The sequence below is a fragment of the Streptomyces sp. NPDC014676 genome, assembly GCF_043084105.1.
Classification (GTDB): domain Bacteria; phylum Actinomycetota; class Actinomycetes; order Streptomycetales; family Streptomycetaceae; genus Streptomyces.
The window spans coordinates 840594-862570 of sequence record NZ_JBIBZI010000002.1 but is presented as its reverse complement, the minus strand read 5'-3'; the positions used below and the strand labels follow the sequence as shown (position 1 = coordinate 862570).

The window sequence follows — 21977 nt, the reverse complement described above, 5'->3', positions numbered from 1 at the left end:
TTCGGTGACGTGCCCGTTCTGCCTCGCGGCTCGATGCCGGTGCCCTTGACCGCCTTGGCGGACCCAGTGTCACACCGCTGCCTGCCGACCTCATGCCGGGTGGATGAGGCGGCTTTCGTAAGCGAAGATCACGGCCTGTATCCGGTCGCGGAGTTCGAGCTTGTGCAGTATTCGCCCCAGATGGGACTTCACGGTCGCCTCCGCGAGGTACAGGGTGGCCGCGATCTCGGTGTTGGACCGGCCGCAGCCGACCTGGATGAGCACCTCGCGCTCACGGGCGCTGAGCCGGCTCAGCCGCTCGTCGCGGTCGGCGCTGCCGCCGTCGGGGATGTGCGGGCGGAAGTTCTCCAGCAGGCGGCGGGTGATGCGCGGGGAAACCACCGCGTCGCCCGCGGCCACGCTGCGTATCGCGGTGAGCAGTTCCTCGGGCCTGGTGTTCTTCAGCAGGAAGCCCGAGGCGCCGGCGTTGAGTCCGGCGAAGGCGTATTCATCCAGGTCGAAAGTCGTGAGGATCAGTACTCTGCTCTGCGGGGAGATCCGGATGATCTGCCGGGTCGCCTCGATCCCGTCGGTCCCGGGCATCCGGACGTCCATGAGGACGACATCGGGGCGCAGCTCGCGGGCGACGCGTACGGCCTGGATGCCGTCCGCGGCTTCGCCGACCGGTGCCATGTCGGGCTGGGCCTCCAGGATGGTGCTGAAGGCCATCCGGAGCAGTGCCTCGTCGTCGGCGATCAGGATTCGGATCGTCATGCGGACGCCGTCCCGCCGCTGTCGAGGAAGAGGCGGGTGTGGACTCCCCAGCCGCCGCCCGGAAGCGGTCCGGCCCGCAACTTCGCCCCGTAGGCGGCCGAGCGCTCGCGCATGCCGGGGATGCCGTGGCCGGATGGTGTGGCGCCGGGAAGCGGCGGGCAGGGGCCGTTGTCGGTGACGTCCACGGTGACGGTCTCGGCTGAGCACCGTATCCGGACCTTCGCGTGCGTGCCGGTGGGTGTGTGCTTGAGGGTGTTGGTCAAGGCTTCCTGCACCAGGCGGTAGACGGTCAGTTGTGCGGTGGCGGGTATGTGGGTGTGGCCACCCTGGACCTCGAGTCCGGTCGGCAGCCCGGCAGCGCACATCTGGTCGGCGAGGGCGGCCAGTTGTGCGATGCCGGGCAACGGGTGGCGCTCCGCGTCCGGTTCGTCGGTCCGCAGGATGCCCAACGAGCGCCGCATGTCGGTCAGGGCCTGGCGGCCCGTCTCGGAGATCTGGAGCATCGCGGTGGTGGCCTTGTCGGGCGACCGGTGCTGCGCGTAGACGGCGGCGTCGGTGAGCGCGACCATGACGGACAGGTTGTGGGTGACGATGTCGTGCATCTCCCGGGTGATACGTGTCCTCTCCTCGGCGACGGCCAGGCGCGCCTGCTGGTCCTGTTGTTGCTCCAGGCGTGCGGCCCGTTCCTCCAGGGCCGCGAGGTAGGCGCGCGTGGTCCGCACATTCACCCCCAGGACGGCCGCGGCGACGACCATCGCGGTCACCGCGACGAAGGGCGTCAGGAACGCTCCTTCCGTCGCCCAGCGCAGGCAGGCCAGCAGGGCTCCGCCCTCCACGACGGCACCGGCGACAAGCGTGCCGCGCCGGCCCGAGTTCGCGGCCACCGTGTAGAGAGCCACCAGCAAGGCGATGTCCGCCGGCAGTTGGACGTCCATCAGCCACTGGACGAAGGCCGCGGCTGCCACGGCGCCGAACACCGTGAGCGGGGCCCGGCGCCGCCACACCAGGGGCAGCGCAAGGGCGGCGGTGAGGGCCACGGCCACCGGGAGCTCCTGCGGGGCGCGCGTGGTCATGATGTTGAGCAGGAGCAGCGCCGGAAACAGCGAACCCCACACCACGGGCGGCAGCCGGAGGCCCCGGCGCCGGGCGGCTCTCCCCCGTCGCGCCGCTCGCACGGAGGCCAGGTCGGCGTACCTCGTCAGCCGTACGGCCGTCCTCGTCCGCCGCACGCGGTCCCGGCAGCGGGCCGGGTGGGCACTGCCCGGCTCCGAGGCCACCTCGGTCATGACACGTCCCTGTCGGTCTCAGCATCGTGGCGGCCCCGACCGGGGCCACCACCGTGTACAGCCGGGTCGGGTACAAGGAGCGCACACCCCGCGCCCTCCGGCGTGCACCGCGGCCCTGCCACGCTAGGCCGCGGGCCCGCGAAGCACATGAGCCCACCGTCTGACGGCACCGCGCCGACGTACGACCGCAGGATGAGTCCTGCTGCCTTCCACGGTCGCAAAGCGACCGTTCACCTGGCGTGCTCGACTGCGACTCCGGCCGCACACGAGGGCGACCCGGGACCGATGCGGCAGCGCGTACCCCGCGCCGAGGATGGCCGGGTGACAGAGATCATCACGGGACTGCAGATGTCCCCCCTGGAAATCCTCGCCTTGCTGGGTGCTGCCGCGCTGGTGGTGGCGCGCTGGCTTCCCCCCGCTGCCCGCCCACGCGTCACGATCGCGGCGGGGGCGGTTCTCGTGCTGTCCGCGATCGTGCTGAGTGTGGTGGGGATCCGCTGGCAGATGCTGCCGGTACTGGCGGGCGCCGCCTTCGCGTTGCCGTTCGCCGTCTCTCCTCTGCTGCGACGACGTACCGGCCGGCCGGCGTGGCGGGCCCGATGGTGGCTGGCGTTGCCGGGATCGGTGGCCTGCGTCGGCCTGATCGCCACGGGCCCGTCGGCCGCCTGGGCCTTTCCCGTCCCCGTGTTCCCCGAACCGTCCGGCCACTTCGCGGTCGGCACCCGCGTGACGCAGTGGACCGATCCGAACCGCCCCGAGACCGCCACCGCCGACCCGCACGACCGGCGCACGCTCGTGGTCCAGCTCTGGTACCCCGCGCGGAAGAGCCCCGCAGGCACGCAGCGGGCCCGGTACGTCGGACGCACGGAGCGCGAGGCGCGCACCGTCTCCGACGCCCTCGCGCGCTATGCAGGACTGCCCGGCTTCCTGGTCGACGGCGTCCCGCGGGCCCGCACCCACGCGGTCTTCAACGCTCCGGTGGCCGACAAGGGCGGACGGTTCCCGGTCGTGCTGTTCTCTCCCGGACTGGGCGGAGTGCGCACCCAGAACACCGCCTGGGCGGAGGAACTGGCCAGCCATGGCTATGTGGTCGCCGCCCTCGACCACCCGTACGACTCCGCCGCCGTTGTCCTCGCCGACGGCCGAACGGTCAACACCGAGATCGTCTCCACCGGCGACGACGACGAAGACAACGAACGGGCCGTCGAGACGACGGGAATCCGGGCCGCGGACCTCAGCTTCGTCCTCACCCAGCTGGGCCGTCCGGACCAAGGTGGGATCGCGGGCCCGCTGGCCGGACGCCTGGACACCGGCCGGGCCGCGGTGACCGGCCACTCCCTGGGCGGCGCCGCCGCCCTGCAGGCAGCCCGCCAGGACCGCCGGTTCGACGCCGTCATCAATCTGGACGGCTACCCCCGCGACCCCGATCCGCGCTCCTACCGCCAGCCGGCGCTCGTGCTCACCCAGGCCATCACCCCGGACACCGACCCGCGCTACATCCCCCGCCTCACCCAGGTCCTCAAGCTCAGCACCGCGACGAGCTACCGGCTCACCGTCCCCGGCGCCGCACACCTCACCTTCATGGACGCCCCCCTGTACCTGCCGCCTGTGCCCTCGATGGTCGGGTCCCTGGGCCGCGCCGAGAGCCCGCACGTCGTCGCTGCGACCACGCTCGCCTTCCTGGACACCACCCTGCGGCACGGACCCGGCGATCCGGCCGCCGTTCTGTCGGCCTACGGCGACCTCAGCGTCTACCGCCCGGACGACAGCCACTGATCCGCTGCGCCGCGGCAGCCGCGGCACGGCCGTTCCCCTTCCCGGCCGGAGCGCAGTCCGCTGCGCCGAGCTGGATCCCGCCGAGCGGGCCGCCCTCGACCACGGCGTGACCGTACGGCGCGGCCAGGGTTGCGCGCTCCGCGTCAGCGCCACCCCTTCCGTGCACCGCGGACTTCTCGCCCGCTGCCGATTCCTCGACGCCGCCCAGGACGCCCCGGTGGTCCCGCCTCAGTACAAGGCCCGCCGCGCGTACGAGAACTGCGTCAGCGTCCTTGTGGCCGCAACCGGATCATGACCTGGGCCGGCGGCTACCGCTTGTTTCCGTTCGGGTGCTCCCGGGTGCCGACCCGTCCGCCGTAAGCTCCCGCGCCGGGGCCGGGATCCGTACCGGTTCCGGTTCCGGCGCGGGCCGGGCCGGGCTTTCGTCGGCCCGTGCCCCCGGGAGCCCACGTCCTCACTATCTTGTTCGCACCCGGCGTCTGAACTCCTGCACCGCCGATGGACAGAAGGATGCGCGATGCAGATCCTGGTACCCGACGACCCCGTGTTCATCAGCAAGTTCACCGCGATCGAGCAGCCCCTGCTGCACCACCTGTACTACTTCTGCCTGCCCGACCTCGACAGCACCGAGGCCAAGCTCATCCGCACCGCCTACGACAGCTGGGACCGGATTCGGCAGTGCCTGCCCGCCCCCCTGCGGTGGCCGGAGACCACCGCGGCGGTCGGCCCGGAGCAGCACACGAGCGTGGGTTACGCCCTTCACGGCCCCGACGGCCGTGAGCTGCCCAGCCTGTACGCCGTGAAGCTGCCACTCGGTCACCTGTGCACCCTGCGGGCCTGCTGCGACCTGTTGCGGGAGGCGCGGACGAGGACCGACGACCCTCTGGCGGAGGCTCTCGACGAAGTGGCCGACCACGGGCCGGACCTCGTCGACGACTTCCGGCGTGCGGTGGAGGTGATGGAACTCAGTGCGCCCCGGCGTCTGCTGGAGCTGCTCCAACGGGTCTCGCCAGCCGGGCCGGTCACCTCCCTCGCCCTCGATGAGGCCCAGCGGACCGACTACCGTGACTTCTGCGGCCGCATCGTGTACGTCCTCAGCGTCGGCAACGCGTTCGGTTACTCCTGCCACCGCGCCCTGTACTGCTGACCGGGCTAGCCGGACTGGACGGACTGACCGGGCCGGCCGGGCCGGGGCTGCTGGGCCGGCGCCGGGTCCGCCGCGTGCGCGGAGTGCAGCACGGGGTGGCTGCGCAGCAGTTCCTCCGGCACGTCGAATCCTCCGACCAGCGTCAGCGCGTGGGGCTCCAAGGCCATGACCACGTCGTCAACGGCGTCGGGGAGCTGCAGCACCTGGTCCGCGGTGATCCGCCCCTGGGCCAGCAGGTCACCGCTGTGCGCGGCGATCCGGCGGAGGGCGAACAACCGGTGCAGACCGGTGAGCAGTTGCCGGGCCCGCGGGGTGTCCGCCTGGGCGGCCGCGTCGGACAGCGCCTGGCCGGCCAGGCGGTGGGCGTGTGCGTCGACGAGTTCGAGCGCGGGGGTGACGGTCGCGTTCCACCGCGCCAGAGGGGAGGGCGCCCGTCCGGTACGGAGCCGGGTGCGGGCCCGCTCGTGCCATGTGCGCTCGATGTCCGCCAGGAGGTCCTGGAGGTGCTGCGCGTCCGTCAGCGGGCGCTGCTCGGGCGGGATCTCGCTGACCGGCTTGAGTACGAGGCCACCGAGCAACATCTCGCCCGCGGCCTTGACCCAGATCACCTTGTTGTCGCCTTCGGCGGTGATGGTGCCCTCGTTCGCGGCGAGCTGGCCGGCGATGCCGTTGGCGAGGATCAGGCCCTGGGCGCCGCAGCGTTCGCGGCACTCGGTCATGATGGCGCGGGCCTGCCAGGTGATCCACCCCTTGGTGACGGCGATGAGCCGCTCGCGGTCCGCCACGTCGTCGTCCGGGGCTTCGGCCCACTGCCGGGTCACGCTGCGCTGCAGCAGTGTGGCGGCGTAGGCGGTGGCGGTGGCCTCCAGCAGCGGTCCGTGGTGGCTGCGGTGCGCGAACAGCGGCACCTTGTGCCCGCCGGTCATGCCGGAGGTGTGGCGGTTGTGGGCGTGGCGGACGGCGACGGCCAGGGCGTGGCGGGTGGTGCCGAGGCTGTAGGCGCTCATGCAGAGCTTGCCCAGGGTGACGCGGCTGATGGAGCGCAGGAACCGTTTGCGGGGGCTGCCGAGGCTGCTGGTGAAGTGCCCGTCACGGGTGAGGCGCCCGTGATCGCCCTGCAGCAGCGCGGTGTGGGGGAGCGGGACGTGGTGGAAGGCGGTGGCGCAGTGGTCGACGGGGCTGCTGGCGGTCTGGGGCAGCCGGCGTATCTCCACGCCGGGCAGCGGTATGCCGTGGGCGTCGTGCAGCGGGGTGAGGAACAGGAACACGCCCAGGTCGCGGTCGTCGACGAGGAGGCGGGCGGCGACCACGGCGTCCTTGGGCCCGCCCACGGGACTGGTGTTGGGCATCCACTTGCAGGCCTCGGGGCGGGGGGTGTGGAGGACGAAGCCGCCGGTGGTCCGGTCGAAGGTGCAGGTGGTCTCCAACTGGGCGGCGTCGTTGCCGTGGGCGAGTTCGGTGCAGAGGAACGTTCCGACGCGGGACATCCGGACGTACTCGGTCAGATCCCGTTCGTCGTGGTCGTGATCGAGGAGGCTGCCGAGGAATAAGTTGTAGTGGATGCTGGCGCAGGTCGCCATGCCGGCGTCGACGACGCCGGCCCACTCGTGCATCGCGCTCAGCGCGGCGGGATCGTCGGCGAAGGCCAGCGGGTCGTCGATGGTGCGATTGATCAGGCGCAGACGCTCGTAGGACAGCCGGATGCGCTCCTCGTGGGCGAGTCCCTCCTGGTAGGCGAACGGTGCGGACCCGAACAGCCGTTTCCAGGGGTGGTGGACGGCGGTGGCACGGTTGCCGAACAGAGTGGTGGCGAGTTTGTCCGGCACGTCTTGGTGGGGAGGGAGCTGAGTGTCGGTCACGGACGCACAAGCTACCGCCGATGATCATCATCGGACATCATGATCAACGCCACGATTGAGGAAGCCCCGGCGGTGGTATCTGCACTCCTTCCCGCTCCGTGATGCCTGAGGAGCGGAACGAATGTGCGGAGCCGACGGGGCCCCGGCCCGCGGTGGCCGTGCGGCGGCTACGGCAGGGCGGTCAGACCCGGCGCGAAGGTGATCAGCAGGGGGAGCAGGGGGACCAGCGCCGCCGCGGCCGTCGTCAGGGCGCGGTGGCGGCGGCCGAGGCGGGGCGGGGGTTCCAGGAGGCGGTCGACGCGTTCGCCGAGGAGGCGGTGGCTGGAGGCGCAGGAGAGGACGCCCCGGTGCTGGTTGAGCTCGATCAGCGCCAGCGCCGTGGTCAGGTGGCCGCAGCGGCGGGAGGCCGTGTCGTCGGCGGACAGTTCGACCAGGCGGTGGGTCTGCTCGCAGAAGTGCGCGAACAGGGGGACGCGGGGGAAACCGGTGGCCAGTGCGGTGGACAGGTGCAGCAGCCAGTCGTGGCGGGCGCGGGCATGGCCCCGCTCGTGGGTGAGGACGGCGTCGAGCTGGTGGTCGGTGAGGCGTTGCAGGGCGCCGGTGGTGACGATGAGCTGGGGCGGGCTGCCCGGCATCCACCAGGCGTCGGGGTAGTCGTCCTCCAGCACCAGCAGGGGACCGCGGGCCTCGGGGAGTCCGGCGGGCAGGTCGGGGGCGCGTTCCCGCAGATGGGCCCGGGACCGGGCGCGCCGGCGGCGGGCCTCGACCAGTTCGCGCCCGAGCATGGCCGTCGTCCAGGCCGCCCCGGACGCCAGCAGCACGGTGAGGGCGATGGTCCAGGGCGAGGCGGCGGACAGGTCGTACGCCGCGGTGACCGCGGGCGGGGCCGGGGCGAAGAGCTGGGCGCGGACGGTGCCGAAGACGGCGGCGGCTCCCAGGGCGAGCGCCGTGACGCAGCACAGCAGGACGGTGGCGACCAGGCACTGCCACACCCACAGGGCGACCACCGGTTCCCGTTCCGGCCATTTCGCCCGGGTCAGCGTCCGGGGGACGGGCACGGCGGCCGTCACGGCGACAACGCTCAGCAGGAGCAGGCAGACGGTCATGCCACGGGCTCCGGATCCTGTCGGAAGAGGGCGGCTTCGGGTCGTGCTGGGGGCGTGCGGGAAGTACGAGGGGAGCGCGGCGCGAACGCGCACACCGCCCGACGCCAAGTATGACGGCGAAGGGCGGTGTGAGTCAGGGGCCGTAGAAGATCGGCAAGGGCCGGGCGGGTCAGACCGCGGGGACCACCCGTCCCGTGACCTCGCCGAGGCCCACGCGGACGCCGTCCGGGCCCGGCGCCCAGGCCGTCAGCGTCACCACGTCACCGTCCTCCAGGAACGTCCGCTTGCCGTCGGGGAGTTCGAGGGGGTCGCGGCCGTTCCAGGTCAGTTCAAGGAGCGAGCCGCGTTCCCGCTCGGTGGGACCGCTCACCGTGCCGGAGCCGTACAGGTCGCCGGTGCGCAGACAGGCGCCGTTGACGGTCATGTGGGCGAGCTGCTGGGCGGCCGTCCAGTACATGGTGGAGAAGGGGGGTTCGGAGACGACGTGACCGTTGACGGTGACGGTGATCCGCAGGTCGTAGCCGCCGGGTTCCTCGGCCGCGTCGTCCAGGTAGGGCAGCAGCGCGTGGGTGCGTTCCGGCGGCGCGACGCGGGCCTCGTCCAGGGCGTCCAGCGGGGTGATCCAGGCCGACACCGAGGTGGCGAAGGACTTGCCGAGGAACGGGCCGAGGGGGACGTACTCCCAGGCCTGGACGTCGCGGGCGGACCAGTCGTTGAGGAGGCAGAGCCCGAAGACGTGGTCGCGGAAGTCGCCGAGCGGCACCGGCCGGCCCGGCTCGGACGGCACGCCGACCACGAAGCCGACCTCGGCCTCGATGTCCAGCCGGACGGACGGCCCGAAGACGGGGGCGGCGTCGGTGGGTGCCTTGCGCTGGCCGGAGGGGCGCACGACGTCGGTGCCGGACACCACGACCGTGCCGGCGCGGCCGTGGTAGCCGATCGGCAGGTGCTTCCAGTTGGGGGTCAGGGAGTCGGCGGCGTCGGGGCGGAAGATCCGGCCGACGTTCCGGGCGTGGTTCTCGGAGGCGTAGAAGTCGACGTAGTCCGCGACCTCGAAGGGGAGGTGCAGGGTCACCTCGGACAGCGGGTGGAACAGCGGCTCCACGGTCTCCCGATGCGCCGGGACGGTCACCCACGCCGTGAGTGCCCGCCGCACGTCCGACCAGGCCGTGCGGCCCGCCGCCAGCAGCGGGTCGAGGGTCGGACGGGCGAGGAGGGAGGCGTACGGCGAGCCCAGGGCGTGTGCCGCCGCACCGGCGTCGAGGACGTGGTCGCCGAGCCGGACGCCCACGGTCCGCTCCGACGAACCGGGGGGCGAGAAGACGCCGTACGGCAGGTTGTGCGGGCCGAAGGGATCGCCCTCGGGGACATCGAAGGGGGGCATCGGGTGCTGCCTCGCTTTCGTGTGCAAGTGCTCCACGTGTCCGTGGCCGTGCCACACGTTACGGGTGACACGGCGGTCTTGGGCAGAGCCGACGTGGTGGCGCCCCCCGCTTCCTCTTGCGTACCGGAAGTTATCCACAGAACGGGAGGCAATCTTGACGGAGCGGTGCGAACGGGGCGACTCTGGGCAGGTGCCGGAAGGCCTCGGGGAGGGGGCGTTTCCGAAGGCACACTGGGGGGCGGATGGCCATTGGGGAGGCCGGACCGCGCTCGGCGCGCCGGGGATCGCAGTCGAAACGGCTGGAAGAGACCATGCGCGGCCGGCTCGGCCGGGAATGCGTGTACGTGCCGTCATGCAGGTTCGGGCTGTTCGTGGCGTTGCGCCACTGGTGCCCGCCGGGCGGCAGGGTGCTGATGTCGCCGGTCAACGACGACGTCATCTTCTTCGTGGTGCTGGCGGCGGGACTGCGGCCGGTGCAGGCGCCGTTGAACCCGTTCGACGGGACCATCGACATCGACGCCGTGCCCGAGGGGACATGGGGCTCGCTGTCCGCCGTACTGACCACGAACCTGTACGGCAACCCGGACCCGGCGCCGGAACTGCGGGCGCGCTGCGACGCGTTGGGCATCCCGCTGCTGGAGGACGGGGCGCACGCGATCGGCAGCGAGGTCGGCGGGCGGCCGGTCGGGGCCTGGGGCGAGGCCTCCGTCTTCAGCCTTTCCAAGCATGCCGGCGCCCAGGCGGGCGGCATCCTCGCGCTCGCCGACCCGGGCCTGGCCGAGGCGGTGCGGGCGGCCTGCGACGAGCTGCTCACCCCGCCCGGGGCGGCGTCCGAACTCGCCTACGTCTTACGGCCGTACGCCGAGGCCGCCGTACGGGGGCTGGGACTGCGGCGGGCCGCCTGGGCGGCGCTGGGACTGCTGGGGCTGACGGAGCGCGACGGGATCAGGATGCCGCTGCGTCCGGAGGCACTGGCCGCGGCCGCCGGCGCGGCCCCGGACCTGACCGCGCACGATCCCTGGGTCCGCGTCGACATGCACACCTACCGCCTGCGGTCGGGACCGCTGCGGCTGCGGCGGATCCGGCACCGGCTCGGACGGCTGGACGAGGTGCTCCGGGCCTGCCGGGACGGCACCGAACTGCTGCTGTCGACCCGGTGGGCCCGGCCGGGGGAGAGGGGCCGGGCACAGCCTCTGTTCCGGGTGCCGCTGCTGGTGGCGGACCGGGACGCGGCGATGGCGGCACTGGCCCGGCGCGGGATCGTCGTCGGCTATCTCTACGACCCGCCCCTCGACGACTACGCGGGGAAGGACTTCACGGATCCGTCGCCCGCGCCGGAGGCGGCCCGCTGGTTCGCGCGGCACGCGCTGCCGGTGGACCCGCTGCGGGCGAGGGAGGCCGTCGACGTGCTGGAACGGTCCGGTGTCCGGCCGGCCGAACCACCGGAGGACCTGACACGGCCGGGGACACCGGTCCGCGAGCCGGGAACACCGGCCGATGAGTCGGGAGCACCGGCCCACGAGGGTGGGGCCGGACCGTGACCGACACCCAGGTGCACGAGCCCGCCGCGGCGCGCGCCGACGGCGGGGACCGGCCCGCCGGGAGCCCGTCCGGCTCCGACTCCCTGTTCAAGAACGCCTACTTCCTGATGCTCAGCACGGGCGTGTCCGCCGTCCTCGGCCTGGGCTTCTGGCTCGTGGCCGCCCGCTACTACTCCGAGGACGCCGTCGGCCAGGGCTCCGCCGCGATCGCCGCGATGCGGCTGCTCGCCAGTATCACCGCGACCACGATGATCGGTGCCGTGGTCCGCTTCGTACCGCGGGCCGGCCGCGAGACCGGACGCCTGGTGTGGGGCGTGTACCTGGCGAGTTCGGTGGTCGTCGCCCTGGCCGCGGGCGTCTTCCTGCTCACGCTCGACCAGTGGGGCCCCTCCTACGCCCCCCTCGGCACACCGGTGGCCGGGGCGCTGTTCGTCGCGGCGTGCGTGGCGTGGGCGCTGCTCACCCTCCAGGACGGCGTGCTCACGGGGCTGCGCAAGGCCGAGTGGGTGCCGGCCGGGAACGCGGTGTTCTCCGTCGGGAAACTGGTCCTGCTGGCCGTCTTCGCGAGCGCACTGCCGGTGCTGGGCATCTTCGTGTCCTGGGCCGTGGCCATCGCGTTCTCCACCCTGCCGCTCGGCTGGCTGGTCTTCCGCCGGCTCATCCCGCGCCAGGCCGCCGCCGACCACGACGTGGAACCGCCCGGCCTGCGGTCCATGGGCCGCTTCCTGGCCGGCGACTCGCTCGGCGCGCTGTTCAGCCTCGCCATGATCAATCTGCTGCCCGTGATGGTCGCGGTCCGCTTCAGCGCGGCGGAGAACGGCTACTTCTACGTGGCGTACACCGTCGGCGGCACGATGGAGTTCATGGCCATCAACATGGCCGCGTCGCTCACCGCCCACGCCTCGCACGATCCGCGCCGGCTCGCCGACGGCGTGCGCGGGGCGCTGCGCCGGATGACGCTGCTGCTGGTGCCGGTGGTCGCGGTGCTGGTCGTCTTCGCGCCCTGGATCCTCACGCCGTTCGACGCGGACTACGCCGAGCACGGCTCGACCGTGCTGCGGCTGCTCGCGCTCGGCGCGCTGCCCCGCGTGGTCGTGGAGCTGTACATCGGGGTGCTGCGGGTGCAGGGGCGTACCGGTGTGCTCGCCGTGCTCCAGGGTGCGATGTGCGCGCTGGTACTGGGCAGCGCGACCGTGCTGTTCACCCCGGCGGGGATCGCGGGGGCCGGATGGGCGGTGCTGATCAGCATGACGCTGATCGCGGCCGTCTCGGTGGTCGGGCTGCGTGCGGCGCTGCGTGAGAGGACCGGCGGGCCCGTGGAGCGGTCCGCCGCGGCCCCCGGCTACGGCACGCGCTGGGCCCGGCTCAACGCCACCGCCGGATACGGCACGAACTGGGCGCGCCGGGCGGCGTACGAGCACAAGGACCCGGAGGGCGGCGAGGACGACGAGGAGACCGTCACGCTGTTCATCGGCCGCCCCGGCTACGAACGGGAGGCCCTCCAGGCGGACACGGTGGCGCTCATCGCGCGTCCGCCGGCCCCGGACGAGCGGGGGCACGGCGCCGGCGGCGAGGAGCGGTCGCCTCATGAGGAGACCGGTGTCCGGGAGGAGACGTCGGGGGAGCCGGACCGGGGCGGGGGCCCGGCGGAGGACGGGGAGAACCGCGCGCACCCGGCGGTGTCCTCGGGGGAGAGGCGGGTATCGGCGGAGGCGAACGACGCCCCCCGGGCCACCGAGGCGCCCCTCAGCGCTCCGCCGCGGACCGGACATCCGAGTCCCGCTGGGTTATCGAGTCCTGGTGGGCCGCCGGGCTCCGCTGGGCTGTCGAGTCCCGCCGGGCCGCCGGGCTCCGCCGGGTCACCGAGCCGCGCCGGACTGCCGGACCGCGCCGGGTATGCGGACTCCGCCGGGCCGCCGGGCTCCGCTGGGCTGTCGAGTCCCGCCGGGCATCTGGACTCCGCCGGGCCGTCGGCGCCCGACCCCGCCCCCGACCGCCGGATCGTGGGAACCCTCTGGGCCCTGCTCGCGCTCGCGACCCTCGTCTTCTGGTTCTCGATACGCGGACTCCCCCGGTCCGGCGGCGCGGGTGAGCCCACGGGGCGTCAGATACTGGAGGGCCTCCCGCTGTCCGCGTCGGCCGCGGGAGGAGTGCTGCTCCTCGTCTTCGTCGCCTCGGTGACCCTGCTCGGACGGCCGGTCCCCTGGCTCTCCGGTCTCGCGCTGACCTCCGCCCTGCTCGCCCTGCACACCGCGCCCGTCGTCCTCGGGTGGCGGCCCGAGCCGGTGGACGGGGCGCTGTACGCCGACGCGGCCCGCTTCCTCGCGGAGGCGGTGGGGCTCGACGGACCCGCTGCCGTGCTGCGGTGGGCCCCCTTGGTGTTCCAGTTGCTGTGCCTCGTACCGCTGTGGCTGCTGCTCACCCGCGCGGGCGAGCGGCCGGCGTGGCCGGTCCGCTGGGGCGTGCTGTATCTCGCCGGGGTGGCCGGCTGGGTGTTCCGGGAGGCACTCGCACCGGTCGCGCCGCCCCTGCTGGTCACGCTCCTGGGGCTGCTGCTGCTCAGCCGCGCGGTGCCGGCGGTACGGCTCGCACGCCGCGGCGGACAGGATGGCCCTCCCGGCCACTGAGCGGCCGGGAGGGCCGGGCACCGGCCACCGCTCAACGGGGCGGCACGGGCTGCTGGAAGTACTCGTTCCGCCCCGCTTCCCGGTAGCCCTCCAGCCCCGGACCGGCGTTGACGGTCAGATCGCACTCCGGCCTCTCCGAAGTCGGCCGGTTCCAGTGCACCAGGGCCTTCACCTCGGGAAGCTTCTTCACGGCGCCGGGGATCTCGGCGTACCAGTCGCGCTGGCGCCCCGGGTCGTCGGCGTCGGGCGCGGTGGCGAACTCCGCCAGCATCACCGGTCTGTCGTCGGTGATGTTCGCGCGCAGCCACTCGTAGCTGGGCCGCTGGCTGCGCAGGAAGTCCTTCCAGTCGGTGGTGTCGTGGCAGCCGTAGTAGTTGTACTGGTCCATCGCGATCCAGTCGACGTACTCGTCCCCGGGGTAGAGGGCCTTCATCTCCTTGGCGCTGCCGAGGTAGCCGGAGACGGTCCACACCCACACGACGTTGTCGGCGCCCAGTTCACGGAACCGGTCGTGGAGATGGCGGTACGCCGCGACGAACTCCGCCGGAGTGCCCGCGCCCTCCTTGATGCGGGCGTCGGTCTCCTGGTCGAAGGAGAGGAGGACGCGTTTGCCGTAGGCCTTGAGGCGCCGGATCTGCGGGTCGATGATCTCCTCGTCGTACTTCCCCGAGGCGATGTTCCTCCAGCCGAGCTGGGTCTCCGTCCAGTTCTCGTGGTGCGGCTCGGTCCAGACGGTGGACTCCCAGGCCAGCATGAGCAGCCGGTCCTCGCCGAGCTCCTGCTCGTCGGGGGTGAGCAGCTGCCCGTCGAGCTCGGTGCCCGACATGTCGTGGTAGTTGTAGACGAGGTCGAGCCTGCGGCCGATCCGCTCCTCGAAACCGAGCACGGCGTCCTTGAGGGAGCCGTTCGCCGCGTACGGCACATACGCCCCCCACCAGGCGCCGCAGGGCGGAACCAGCGTGTCGGTGGGGGCGCAGGGGCCGGTGGGCAGTTCGCCGGAGGCCGCGTTGCCGGGCAGGCCCCGACCGGAGGGGTCCACGTCGTCGGGACGGCCGGCCCAGAACCCGAGCCCGGTCAGCAGCGCGGCGACCGTCAGGACCGTCAGCAGGACGACCGCCGTGTGACCGCGCCTCGCGCGCACCGCCTCCCTCAGCCCGCGCCACCTGGACCGCTTGCGCGGCTCGCGCGGCCGGTGCGGCCCCGTCATGTGCCACCGCCGTCCGCGGGCCTGCGCCTGACGCGCTCCACCGCGCCGCGCCGGGCGGCGGGCAGCGGCAGCCCCGGCAGGGCCGCGACGACCGTGGTGAAGACGGCGAGCGAGACGAGGAAGGCGGTCGCCGAGAACCCCTCCACCAGGAACAGCGAGGTGGCGGTGAGCACACCGAGCGACAGGCTGATCGGCGCGGCGAGCGCGACGGCCTCCAGCCTGGCGCCGGTGGCCAGGCCGCCCGGCTGCGGGTACAGCGCCGCCCAGCCCGGACCGAACAGGGTGAACACCAGCACCGGGATCCAGCGCAGCGGCGAGGGGCCGGGGACGGCGGTGGCGGCCAGCGCGAGCCAGCCCGAGGCGCCTATGAGGACTCTGACGTGCGTCCCGGTCACCCGCGGGCTTCTGAGGCCGCGGGCCGCACCGGTTCCGGAGGAGCCCGTGGAGTCGGTGGAGTGCGCGGAGTCGGTGCTGCTCATGGGGTGGCCTTCGACGTCACTTCGATCACCTTGTGGTCGTTCCTCGGGCGGCCGGGCGGTACTCCAGCACGACCCCGTACGCATGGTTCTCGACGGTTCGGAAGAGAGGTGAGGCGGAGAGTTTCGTGCGCAGCGTCTCGAAGCCGCCGGCCGGCAGCAGGCCCTCGCCGGCGGTGTAGACGTCCTGGGTGCGGGTGAGGATGACGTACGTCCTGGTGCCCGGCGGGATGCCGTCGGCGAGGTAGCGGGCCGGGTCCTTCAGCATCCGCTCGTTCTCGGGCAGTTCCTGCTCGGCGAAGAACCAGTGTTCCAGGCGGTCGTACCGGTGCAGCGCCTGCGGGAAGGAACCGCTGGTGGAGAGGATCAGCGAGCCGTCGGGGGCGTTGTCGAGGGTGCGGGTGACCAGCGCGGTCTCCTCGGGCGGGGTGTAGTACATCTTCTCCTTGCCGTAGTACGACGGCAGGAAGCCGGCCAGGAGCACCAGCAGAACGGCCGGCAGGGCGACTGCCGCGGCTCCGCGCCGCAGCGCCCGCGCCCGGCCGCGGCGGGCGTTCGCGGCGGCGGGCACGAGCGCGGCGGCGGCGAAGAACGCCGCGCCCGGCAGGCCGAACAGATAGACGCGGAACAGCATCTCGCCGCCGTAGTCGTTGACGGCGAAGAGCGGGACCGGGGCGGCGGAGACCAGCAGCAGCGGCAGCGCGCCGCGGACCAGCCGGCGCCGCAGCACGAGGGCGGCCCCGGCGAGCGCGGCGACCGCGAGCACCATCAGCACGTTGGCCGTCCCGGCGAGTTCGGGTCCGGGCCCGGTCAGCTCACCCGCGTACCCCGCGCGGGAGTTCTGCGTCAGTTCGCCGATCGACTCCTTGAGGGTGGACAGCGTCTCGACGAACAGCGGCCGCCCCATGGTCAGGTCCCAGGTGAGCATCAGCAGCACGGCGACGGCCAGCAGCCCGTAGTTGCGGTAGCGGCGGGTGAGGCTGAGCGCGAACAGGCAGACGCAGAGCATCACCGGGGTGAGCTGGTGCGTGGCGTTGACCGCGGCGATCAGCGGGGCGAGGATCACCACGCAGACCGCGCGCTGCCGGGTGCCGGTGGGCGCCGGTACGGCCGCGGCGGCCGGGTCGAGGAAGGTGCGGTCGCGCAGCCGCCCGGCGGAGCCGGGGCGCACGAAGTGCCGCAGCACCACCGCGATGACGGTCAGGTGCAACAGGTACGCGAGCCCTTGCGGGGCGAAGTAGTCCTGGCCCACCCAGTTGGCGAGCTGGAAGATCCACACGGCGGTCCACACCAGCCGCCAGTCCTGGCAGAAGGTGCGGTAGATCAGGACGAGCACCGGCATCGTCAGCAGGCCGAGGACGATCGGCGCCCAGTTGGCGTACGCGGCGGCGCTCTCCACGCCGAAGGCGCGCACCAGCCCGGCGTCGAGCGTGAAGAAGCCCGGCCACTGGTCGTACGCGGACATGTTGCCCGACAGCGCCGCGCCGGGCCGCAGTTCACCGTTGGCGAGCAGCGTGTCGACGACGGCGTCGTGCTTGGAGGCCCACGGATAGCGCACGGCGTCGTACAGCATCGCCGGTGGCGCCTTGAGCGCGAACAGCAGCGCGGCGCAGTGCGCGGCCGGCCACCAGGGCGCGGTGCCCGCGCGCCGCAGGCTGAGAATGAAGCCGGCGGTGAGGACCAGCAGCGACAGGTGGTAGGCGGCCGGGAGGCGGTCCAGCAGGCCGTAGTCGCCCATCTCCCGGAAGCCGATGCGGGGCAGCGCGTAGAACCACAGTCCGGCGGCGAGCAGCAGCGTCAGCAGCCCGGCGTCGGGCGGGCCGCTCGGGACCGGCCAGGATCCGCGGCCACCGCCGGAGTTCCCTCCCGGCTCCGTCGGGCCGGTGGCCGGCTCGGGGCTGGGCAGCGCGCTGCTCTCAGTGGTCGGTGCGGGCACATGTTGTTGCACGCCGAGACTCCCCTCCCCCGCGACGAGTATAGGAATTACCGCTGCTTTTCACACCAAAAACGTCGGACTCGCCTGTGCGGCGGAAGCGGTCCGGTACCTTCCGCGCGGCCCGTCCCGTGGTCACGTCCGTTCGTCCCCCTCAGCCGGCGAACACGGGCCGGCCGCGCAGGACGGTGCGGGCCCGGCGGTACCACCGCCAGCCGACGGTCTTCGGGCCGTCCCGGTACGGGGCGGTCCGCGCGCCGTCGCCCGCCAGCCAGGCCTCGACGTCGGCGACGGTGTGGCCGCGCCGGACGATCAGCCGGGCGATGCGGTAGCGCTCGTCCCGGTCCGAGCTGAGCGCGTGCCGCACGGCGGTCGCCGTCCGGTAGCCGGCGCGGGCGGCCATGGCGCGCACCCGGGGGCTGTTGTAGCCGTGCGGATAGGCGAGGTGGGGGACGGGGTGGCCGAGGGTGTCCTCCAGCACGGCCTTGGAGTCCAGCAGTTCGGCGCGCAACCGCCGGGTGGTCAGGGTGTCGAGCTGGGCGTGGGTGACCGTGTGGCTGCCGATCTCCATGCCGGAACGTTCCAGCTCCACCGCCCGGTCCAGGGTCATCATCGGGGCGGGCGGCAGCAGGCTGTGGCAGCCCGGGGTGATGGCGCCGGTGGTGAGGTACGCGGTCGCGGGCAGCGCGCGCCCGGCCAGGGCGTCGGCGGTGGGTCCTGGCAGGTCGGCGAAGCCGTCGTCGAAGGTGAGGAGCACCGGCCGGGGCGGCAAGGGGGCCCGCCCGGCGAGGTGTTCGGCGAGGGTGCTGATGGTGACGGGGGTGCGGCCGCTGTCCACGACGGCGTCGAGATGGGCCGCGAACTCCTTGGGCGTGACGGTGAACTCGGCGATCCAGTCCGGCGGATCGTCCATCACGGCGTGGTAGAGGAAGACGGGTATGGCCGCGGTCATCCTCTCCCCCTCCCCGGTGCCCGCCGCGCCCGCAGGTATCCGAGCGGCCCGTACAGCATTCCCCTGCGCTGCAGCCGCGACAGCCGGCGTGGCCAGGGGTGGGTGCGGGTGTCGTGCGCCCCCGGCGCACCACCGCCGTCCGTGTCGCGCACCTCGGTCAACGCGCGGGCGTGCGCGAGGCCGCGCGGCAGCCGGGCGAGGAACGCGGGCAGCAGCGCGGGCCGGTTGACCAGGAGCGCGGTGAGGTAGGCGGTGAGGCCGGCGCCGTAGCCGTACGCCTGGGTCTCCAGGTCGGCCCAGGTCTCCCGGTGGTGGTGCCACACCAGCGCGTACGGCGTGTAGTGCAGCAGGTGTCCCTGGGCGAGGACGCGGACGAACCCGTACAGGTCGTCGCCGCCCCGCGCGGGTGTCCCGGCGCCGGTGGCCGGGTCGAAGCCGCCGACGGCCCGCAGCACCTCCGTACGGAAGGCCATGTTCGCCCCCGAGCCGAAGCGGCCCGCGGTGAAGGGGAACAGCGGCTCGTCGCGGGGCGGGTCGCCGGGGTCGTACGTCGTCGGCGTGAAGCCCTTCGCGAAGCCGCCGTGGCTCTCCAGCAGGACCTGGGCCGGGGTGCGCAGCCGGGCGGGCAGGATCAGGCCGGTGGCACAGCCGAGCCGCGGGTCGGCGGCGAACGGGACGGTCAGTTCGGTGAGCCAGCGGGGATCGGCGACCACGTCGTCGTCGGTGAACGCGATCACCTCGCCCCGCGCCGCCGCCAGCCCCCTGTTGTGCGCGACGGCGAGTCCGGGCACCGGCTCGCACACGTACCGCACCCGCTCGCCGTACTTGCGTTCCACCAGCTCGCGGGTCTCGCCGGTCACGGGCGCGTTGTCGACGACGACGACCTCGAACCGCGGGTGCTCCTGCGCGAGCAGCGAGTCCAGCGCCCGGGCGAGCTGCCCGGCCCGCTCCCTGGTGGCCACGACGACCGAGGCGTACGGCGGCTCCCCGCCGCCCGTCGCCTCCACGCCGCCCGTCGCCTCCACGGCCCCTCCCGCCACCGCGGCGGCGGCCTCCGTCAGCACCGCCCGCGGGTCCGTGCCCTCCGGTACCCGGGTCAGCAGCGTCCCCACCGGGCGACCCGCCCGTCTGACCAGCAGGAACACCTCGCCATGGGTGATCGGCGGGCTGCCCGGGCCGGGTCTCGGCGCGGCCTCGTCACCGTCCAGGTCGATCTCGGCGACCTGCACCGCGCCGATGGCCAGGAACCGCCGTATCTCCTCCTGCGTACGCGCTCTCCGGGACACCTGTCTTCCCCCTCCCCCTCCTCCTCACGACTCACGGCCGGCGCAGCCGTGCCGCGCCCTTCAGGGTCCGTGCCGCCAGCGCCGCCAGGCGCGGACGGGCGCGGACGAAGCCGTGCGCGCGGCGCGCGGGTTCGCGGCTCAGCCAGTGCAGCGCGGCGCCCGCGCCCGGACGGGTCGCCGCCCCTTCGTAGACGGCGAGTTCGCCGGTCTTCAGCGAGTCCTTGTACTCGGCCGGACCACGCCCCATGTCGAGCAGGCCGATGCCCTCGGCCGCCGCCGCCTCGGCCATCCGCAGATGCAGCACCAGACCCGGCGAGTACTTCGCGAACTCCGGGTCGTACGCCGGGAACCAGCAGGCCAGGACGGACGCCGAGCGCAGCCCGAAGTGCGCGGCGACGGGGCGGTCACCGGCGTACAGGACCGACAGCGTGCCCGCGCACTGGGCGGCGCGGGTCTCGGCGAGCCGGCCCACGAGCCGGGCGATCCACTCCCGCGCGAACCGGTCGCGCCGCCCGGTCCTGCGGTACTGCGCCGACTTCCACTCCATCAGCGTGCGCAGCGCGGCCGGGTCGCGCTCGTCGAAGACGAACCGCACGGCTCCGGCCCGGCGGCCCAGCCTGCGCTCCTTGGCCAGCGTGGTCTTCAGGAACTTCGGCGACTGGGCGCGCAGCACCGACTCGTACGTCTCGTAGCCCTTCTCCACGTCGATGACGTAGGTGGCGTGCTCCTCGGCCGCGTACGGCACGAACAGCCCTTGGTCCGCCTCCAGGTTGTCGAAGGCGAAGCTCGACACCGAGCAGCCCCGCAGCAGTTCGTCCGTCTCCAGGGCGACACCGGGGCCCAGGACCGCGCCCTGGCAGTCCGACACCCCGAGCCCGATCGCCCGGCCCTGCCCCAGCGCGCCCCGCTCGTACGGCAGGAAACCCACCGGTTGCGCGCCCTCGTACAGCACCGCGACCCGGGCCCGCGGGCGCACCCGGGACACAGCGACGGTGAACTCCGGTTCCATGAACGGGTTGCGCGGTGCGTCCGTCGCGGCGCGCAGTTCCCGCCAGCGCTCCCGCTCCCCCTCGCCGAGCTCCCCGGGCCTCAGCACACGCATGCGTCCACTGCTCACCTGACCCCCCGATCAAGTCCCCCCTGGACCCTTGGAAGGTACCGCCCCGGACCGGGCGGACGGTAGATAGCGGACCATGTTCTTGCCAAACGGGGAAAGAGACCTGAACCGGTCCTTACCCGGCGCCGAGAGAAGGGGAACCGTACCGAAAGCGAATGCAAACGGGCACGGTGAATCGGACCGTCGGGTTGTCCGTATTCTCTGATCATGGCCGCACCCACCGCGTATTCACTCATCGCCACCGACCTGGACGGGACGCTGCTGCGCGGCGACGACACCTTCTCCGACCGGTCCCTCGCCGCGCTCGCGCGGGCGGAGCGGGCCGGCGCGCGGCACCTGGTGGTGACGGGGCGGCCGGCCCCCAGAGTGCGGTCGCTCCTGGACAACCTCGGCTGCACGGGGCTCGCGGTGTGCGGACAGGGCGCGCAGGTGTACGACGCCGGCGCGCACCGGCTGCTGTGGTCCGTGACACTGGACCGGGAACTGGCGGAGACGGCGCTCGGCAAGATCGAGGCCGAGGTGGGGGAGGTGTACGCCGCGGTCGACCAGGACGGGGCCGACGGGCTGACGCTGATCGAGCCCGGCTATCTGATGCCGCACCCGACCCTGCCCGCGGTACGGGTCGAGCGGCGGGCCGAGCTGTGGGACCGGCCGATCAGCAAGGTGCTGCTGCGCCACCCGGACCTGTCCGACGACGCGCTGGCGGCGGCGGCCCGGTCGGTGGTCGGGTCACTGGCCACGGTCACCATGTCGGGGCCGGGCACCGTGGAGCTCCAGCCGTGCGGGGTGACCAAGGCCACGGGGCTGGCGCTGGCCGCAGAGCACCTGGGGCTGAGCCCGGCGCGGACGATCGCCTTCGGCGACATGCCGAACGACATCCCCATGTTCGGCTGGGCGGCCCACGGCGTCGCCATGGCCGACGCGCATCCCGAACTGAAGGCGGTGGCGGACGAGGTCACCACGTCGAACGAGGACGACGGCGTGGCCGTCGTCCTCGAGCGACTGTTCGGCGGGGCGGTGACGCTCGCCCGTCAGCGGGTGGCTCAGTACGCGCCGAAGACGTTGTCGATGGAGCCGTAGCGGTCGGCCGCGTAGTTGCAGGCCGCCGTGATGTTCGCGACCGGGTCGTACGGGTCGAAGGCGGTGCCGGGCACGTGGTAGGCCGCGAAGGTCGGGTCGATGATCTGCAGCAGGCCCTTCGACGGGGTGCCCTTGGCGGCGTTGGAGTCCCAGTTGTTGATGGCGTACGGGTTGCCGGAGGACTCGCGCATGATGTTGCGGTGGATGGCGTCGTAGCTGCCCGGGATGCCGTTCTGCGCCATGACGTCCAGCGACTCGCGGATCCAGCCGTCGAGGTTGTCCGGGTACGCCGTCGCGGGGGCGGCAGCGGTCGTCGTCGGCTCGGTGGTGGCCGCGAAGGCGCCGGTGGCGCCGAACAGCGGCAGGGCGACCACGGCGACGCCGGTGCCGGCGACGGCGAGGGAGCGGGCGAGGCGGCGGCGGTGCTGACCGAAAGCAGGCATGTCT

The 21977-nt window shown here is 73.1% G+C and carries 17 protein-coding genes; 5 read left to right on the top strand and 12 right to left on the bottom strand.

What is annotated here, in order from left to right; all coding sequences use genetic code 11:
- Nucleotides 1-90: 90 nt before the first annotated feature.
- Both ACF1DX_RS08425 and ACF1DX_RS08420 read right to left on the bottom strand, forming a co-directional pair.
- A complete protein-coding gene (locus ACF1DX_RS08425; protein ID WP_391790391.1) occupies nucleotides 91-753 on the bottom strand; it encodes a response regulator in 663 nt (220 codons plus the stop codon).
- Complete coding sequence (locus ACF1DX_RS08420; RefSeq protein WP_391790390.1) at nucleotides 750-2039, bottom strand: sensor histidine kinase; 1290 nt, start codon at nucleotides 2037-2039, stop codon at nucleotides 750-752. Before ACF1DX_RS08420 ends, ACF1DX_RS08425 begins: the two co-directional genes overlap by 4 nt.
- A 285-nt stretch (nucleotides 2040-2324) precedes the next feature.
- Here ACF1DX_RS08420 and ACF1DX_RS08415 point away from each other — a divergent pair, with 285 nt between their 5' ends.
- Both ACF1DX_RS08415 and ACF1DX_RS08410 read left to right on the top strand, forming a co-directional pair.
- Nucleotides 2325-3815: an alpha/beta hydrolase family protein gene (locus ACF1DX_RS08415; RefSeq protein WP_391790389.1), complete on the top strand. Its 1491-nt coding sequence runs from the start codon at nucleotides 2325-2327 to the stop codon at nucleotides 3813-3815.
- A 517-nt stretch (nucleotides 3816-4332) separates the two neighbouring features.
- Entirely contained in the window at nucleotides 4333-4962 is a 630-nt protein-coding gene (locus ACF1DX_RS08410; protein WP_391790388.1) for a hypothetical protein, read from the top strand.
- A gap of 5 nt (nucleotides 4963-4967) precedes the next feature.
- Here the strand turns inward: ACF1DX_RS08410 and ACF1DX_RS08405 are convergent, their stop codons facing one another.
- The 3 genes from ACF1DX_RS08405 to fahA form a co-directional block, all read right to left on the bottom strand.
- A complete protein-coding gene (locus tag ACF1DX_RS08405) occupies nucleotides 4968-6821 on the bottom strand; it encodes an acyl-CoA dehydrogenase (protein ID WP_391790387.1) in 1854 nt (617 codons plus the stop codon).
- Between the two features lie 167 nt (nucleotides 6822-6988).
- The gene (locus tag ACF1DX_RS08400; protein ID WP_391790386.1) at nucleotides 6989-7927 is read right to left on the bottom strand and encodes a M56 family metallopeptidase; all 939 of its coding nucleotides are present in this window, start codon (nucleotides 7925-7927) and stop codon (nucleotides 6989-6991) included.
- A 169-nt stretch (nucleotides 7928-8096) separates the two neighbouring features.
- Nucleotides 8097-9311 (bottom strand): fumarylacetoacetase, encoded by a 1215-nt coding sequence (gene fahA / locus ACF1DX_RS08395; protein ID WP_391790385.1) that lies wholly within the window; start codon nucleotides 9309-9311, stop codon nucleotides 8097-8099.
- A 242-nt stretch (nucleotides 9312-9553) separates the two neighbouring features.
- On the opposite strand from fahA, the gene ACF1DX_RS08390 reads away from it, so the two are divergent.
- Both ACF1DX_RS08390 and ACF1DX_RS08385 read left to right on the top strand, forming a co-directional pair.
- Nucleotides 9554-10852, top strand: a complete 1299-nt coding sequence (locus ACF1DX_RS08390) for a DegT/DnrJ/EryC1/StrS family aminotransferase (RefSeq protein WP_391790384.1) — start codon at nucleotides 9554-9556, stop codon at nucleotides 10850-10852.
- A complete protein-coding gene (locus ACF1DX_RS08385) occupies nucleotides 10849-13479 on the top strand; it encodes a lipopolysaccharide biosynthesis protein (protein WP_391790383.1) in 2631 nt (876 codons plus the stop codon). The genes ACF1DX_RS08390 and ACF1DX_RS08385 overlap by 4 nt, the downstream gene beginning before the upstream one ends.
- Nucleotides 13480-13510: 31 nt before the next feature.
- Here ACF1DX_RS08385 and ACF1DX_RS08380 read toward each other — a convergent pair whose 3' ends face one another.
- From ACF1DX_RS08380 to ACF1DX_RS08355, 6 genes are all read right to left on the bottom strand, one after another.
- A complete protein-coding gene (locus ACF1DX_RS08380; RefSeq protein WP_391790382.1) occupies nucleotides 13511-14620 on the bottom strand; it encodes a glycoside hydrolase family 26 protein in 1110 nt (369 codons plus the stop codon).
- A gap of 62 nt (nucleotides 14621-14682) precedes the next feature.
- Nucleotides 14683-15165 carry a hypothetical protein gene (locus ACF1DX_RS08375; RefSeq protein ID WP_391790381.1) on the bottom strand — a complete coding sequence of 161 codons (483 nt, stop codon included), beginning with the start codon at nucleotides 15163-15165 and terminating at the stop codon, nucleotides 14683-14685.
- A gap of 25 nt (nucleotides 15166-15190) precedes the next feature.
- A complete protein-coding gene (locus ACF1DX_RS08370; RefSeq protein ID WP_391790380.1) occupies nucleotides 15191-17110 on the bottom strand; it encodes a hypothetical protein in 1920 nt (639 codons plus the stop codon).
- A gap of 139 nt (nucleotides 17111-17249) precedes the next feature.
- Entirely contained in the window at nucleotides 17250-18047 is a 798-nt protein-coding gene (locus ACF1DX_RS08365; protein WP_391790379.1) for a polysaccharide deacetylase family protein, read from the bottom strand.
- Nucleotides 18044-19333: a glycosyltransferase gene (locus ACF1DX_RS08360; RefSeq protein ID WP_391790378.1), complete on the bottom strand. Its 1290-nt coding sequence runs from the start codon at nucleotides 19331-19333 to the stop codon at nucleotides 18044-18046. The genes ACF1DX_RS08365 and ACF1DX_RS08360 overlap by 4 nt, the downstream gene beginning before the upstream one ends.
- Nucleotides 19334-19364: 31 nt before the next feature.
- Nucleotides 19365-20435, bottom strand: coding sequence for a GNAT family N-acetyltransferase (locus tag ACF1DX_RS08355; RefSeq protein WP_391790377.1), 1071 nt, complete (start codon nucleotides 20433-20435; stop codon nucleotides 19365-19367).
- A gap of 222 nt (nucleotides 20436-20657) precedes the next feature.
- On the opposite strand from ACF1DX_RS08355, the gene ACF1DX_RS08350 reads away from it, so the two are divergent.
- The gene (locus tag ACF1DX_RS08350) at nucleotides 20658-21530 is read left to right on the top strand and encodes an HAD family hydrolase (RefSeq protein WP_391790376.1); all 873 of its coding nucleotides are present in this window, start codon (nucleotides 20658-20660) and stop codon (nucleotides 21528-21530) included.
- Here the strand turns inward: ACF1DX_RS08350 and ACF1DX_RS08345 are convergent.
- A complete protein-coding gene (locus ACF1DX_RS08345) occupies nucleotides 21494-21973 on the bottom strand; it encodes a transglycosylase SLT domain-containing protein (protein WP_391790375.1) in 480 nt (159 codons plus the stop codon). The genes ACF1DX_RS08350 and ACF1DX_RS08345 overlap by 37 nt on opposite strands.
- Nucleotides 21974-21977: the final 4 nt, after the last annotated feature.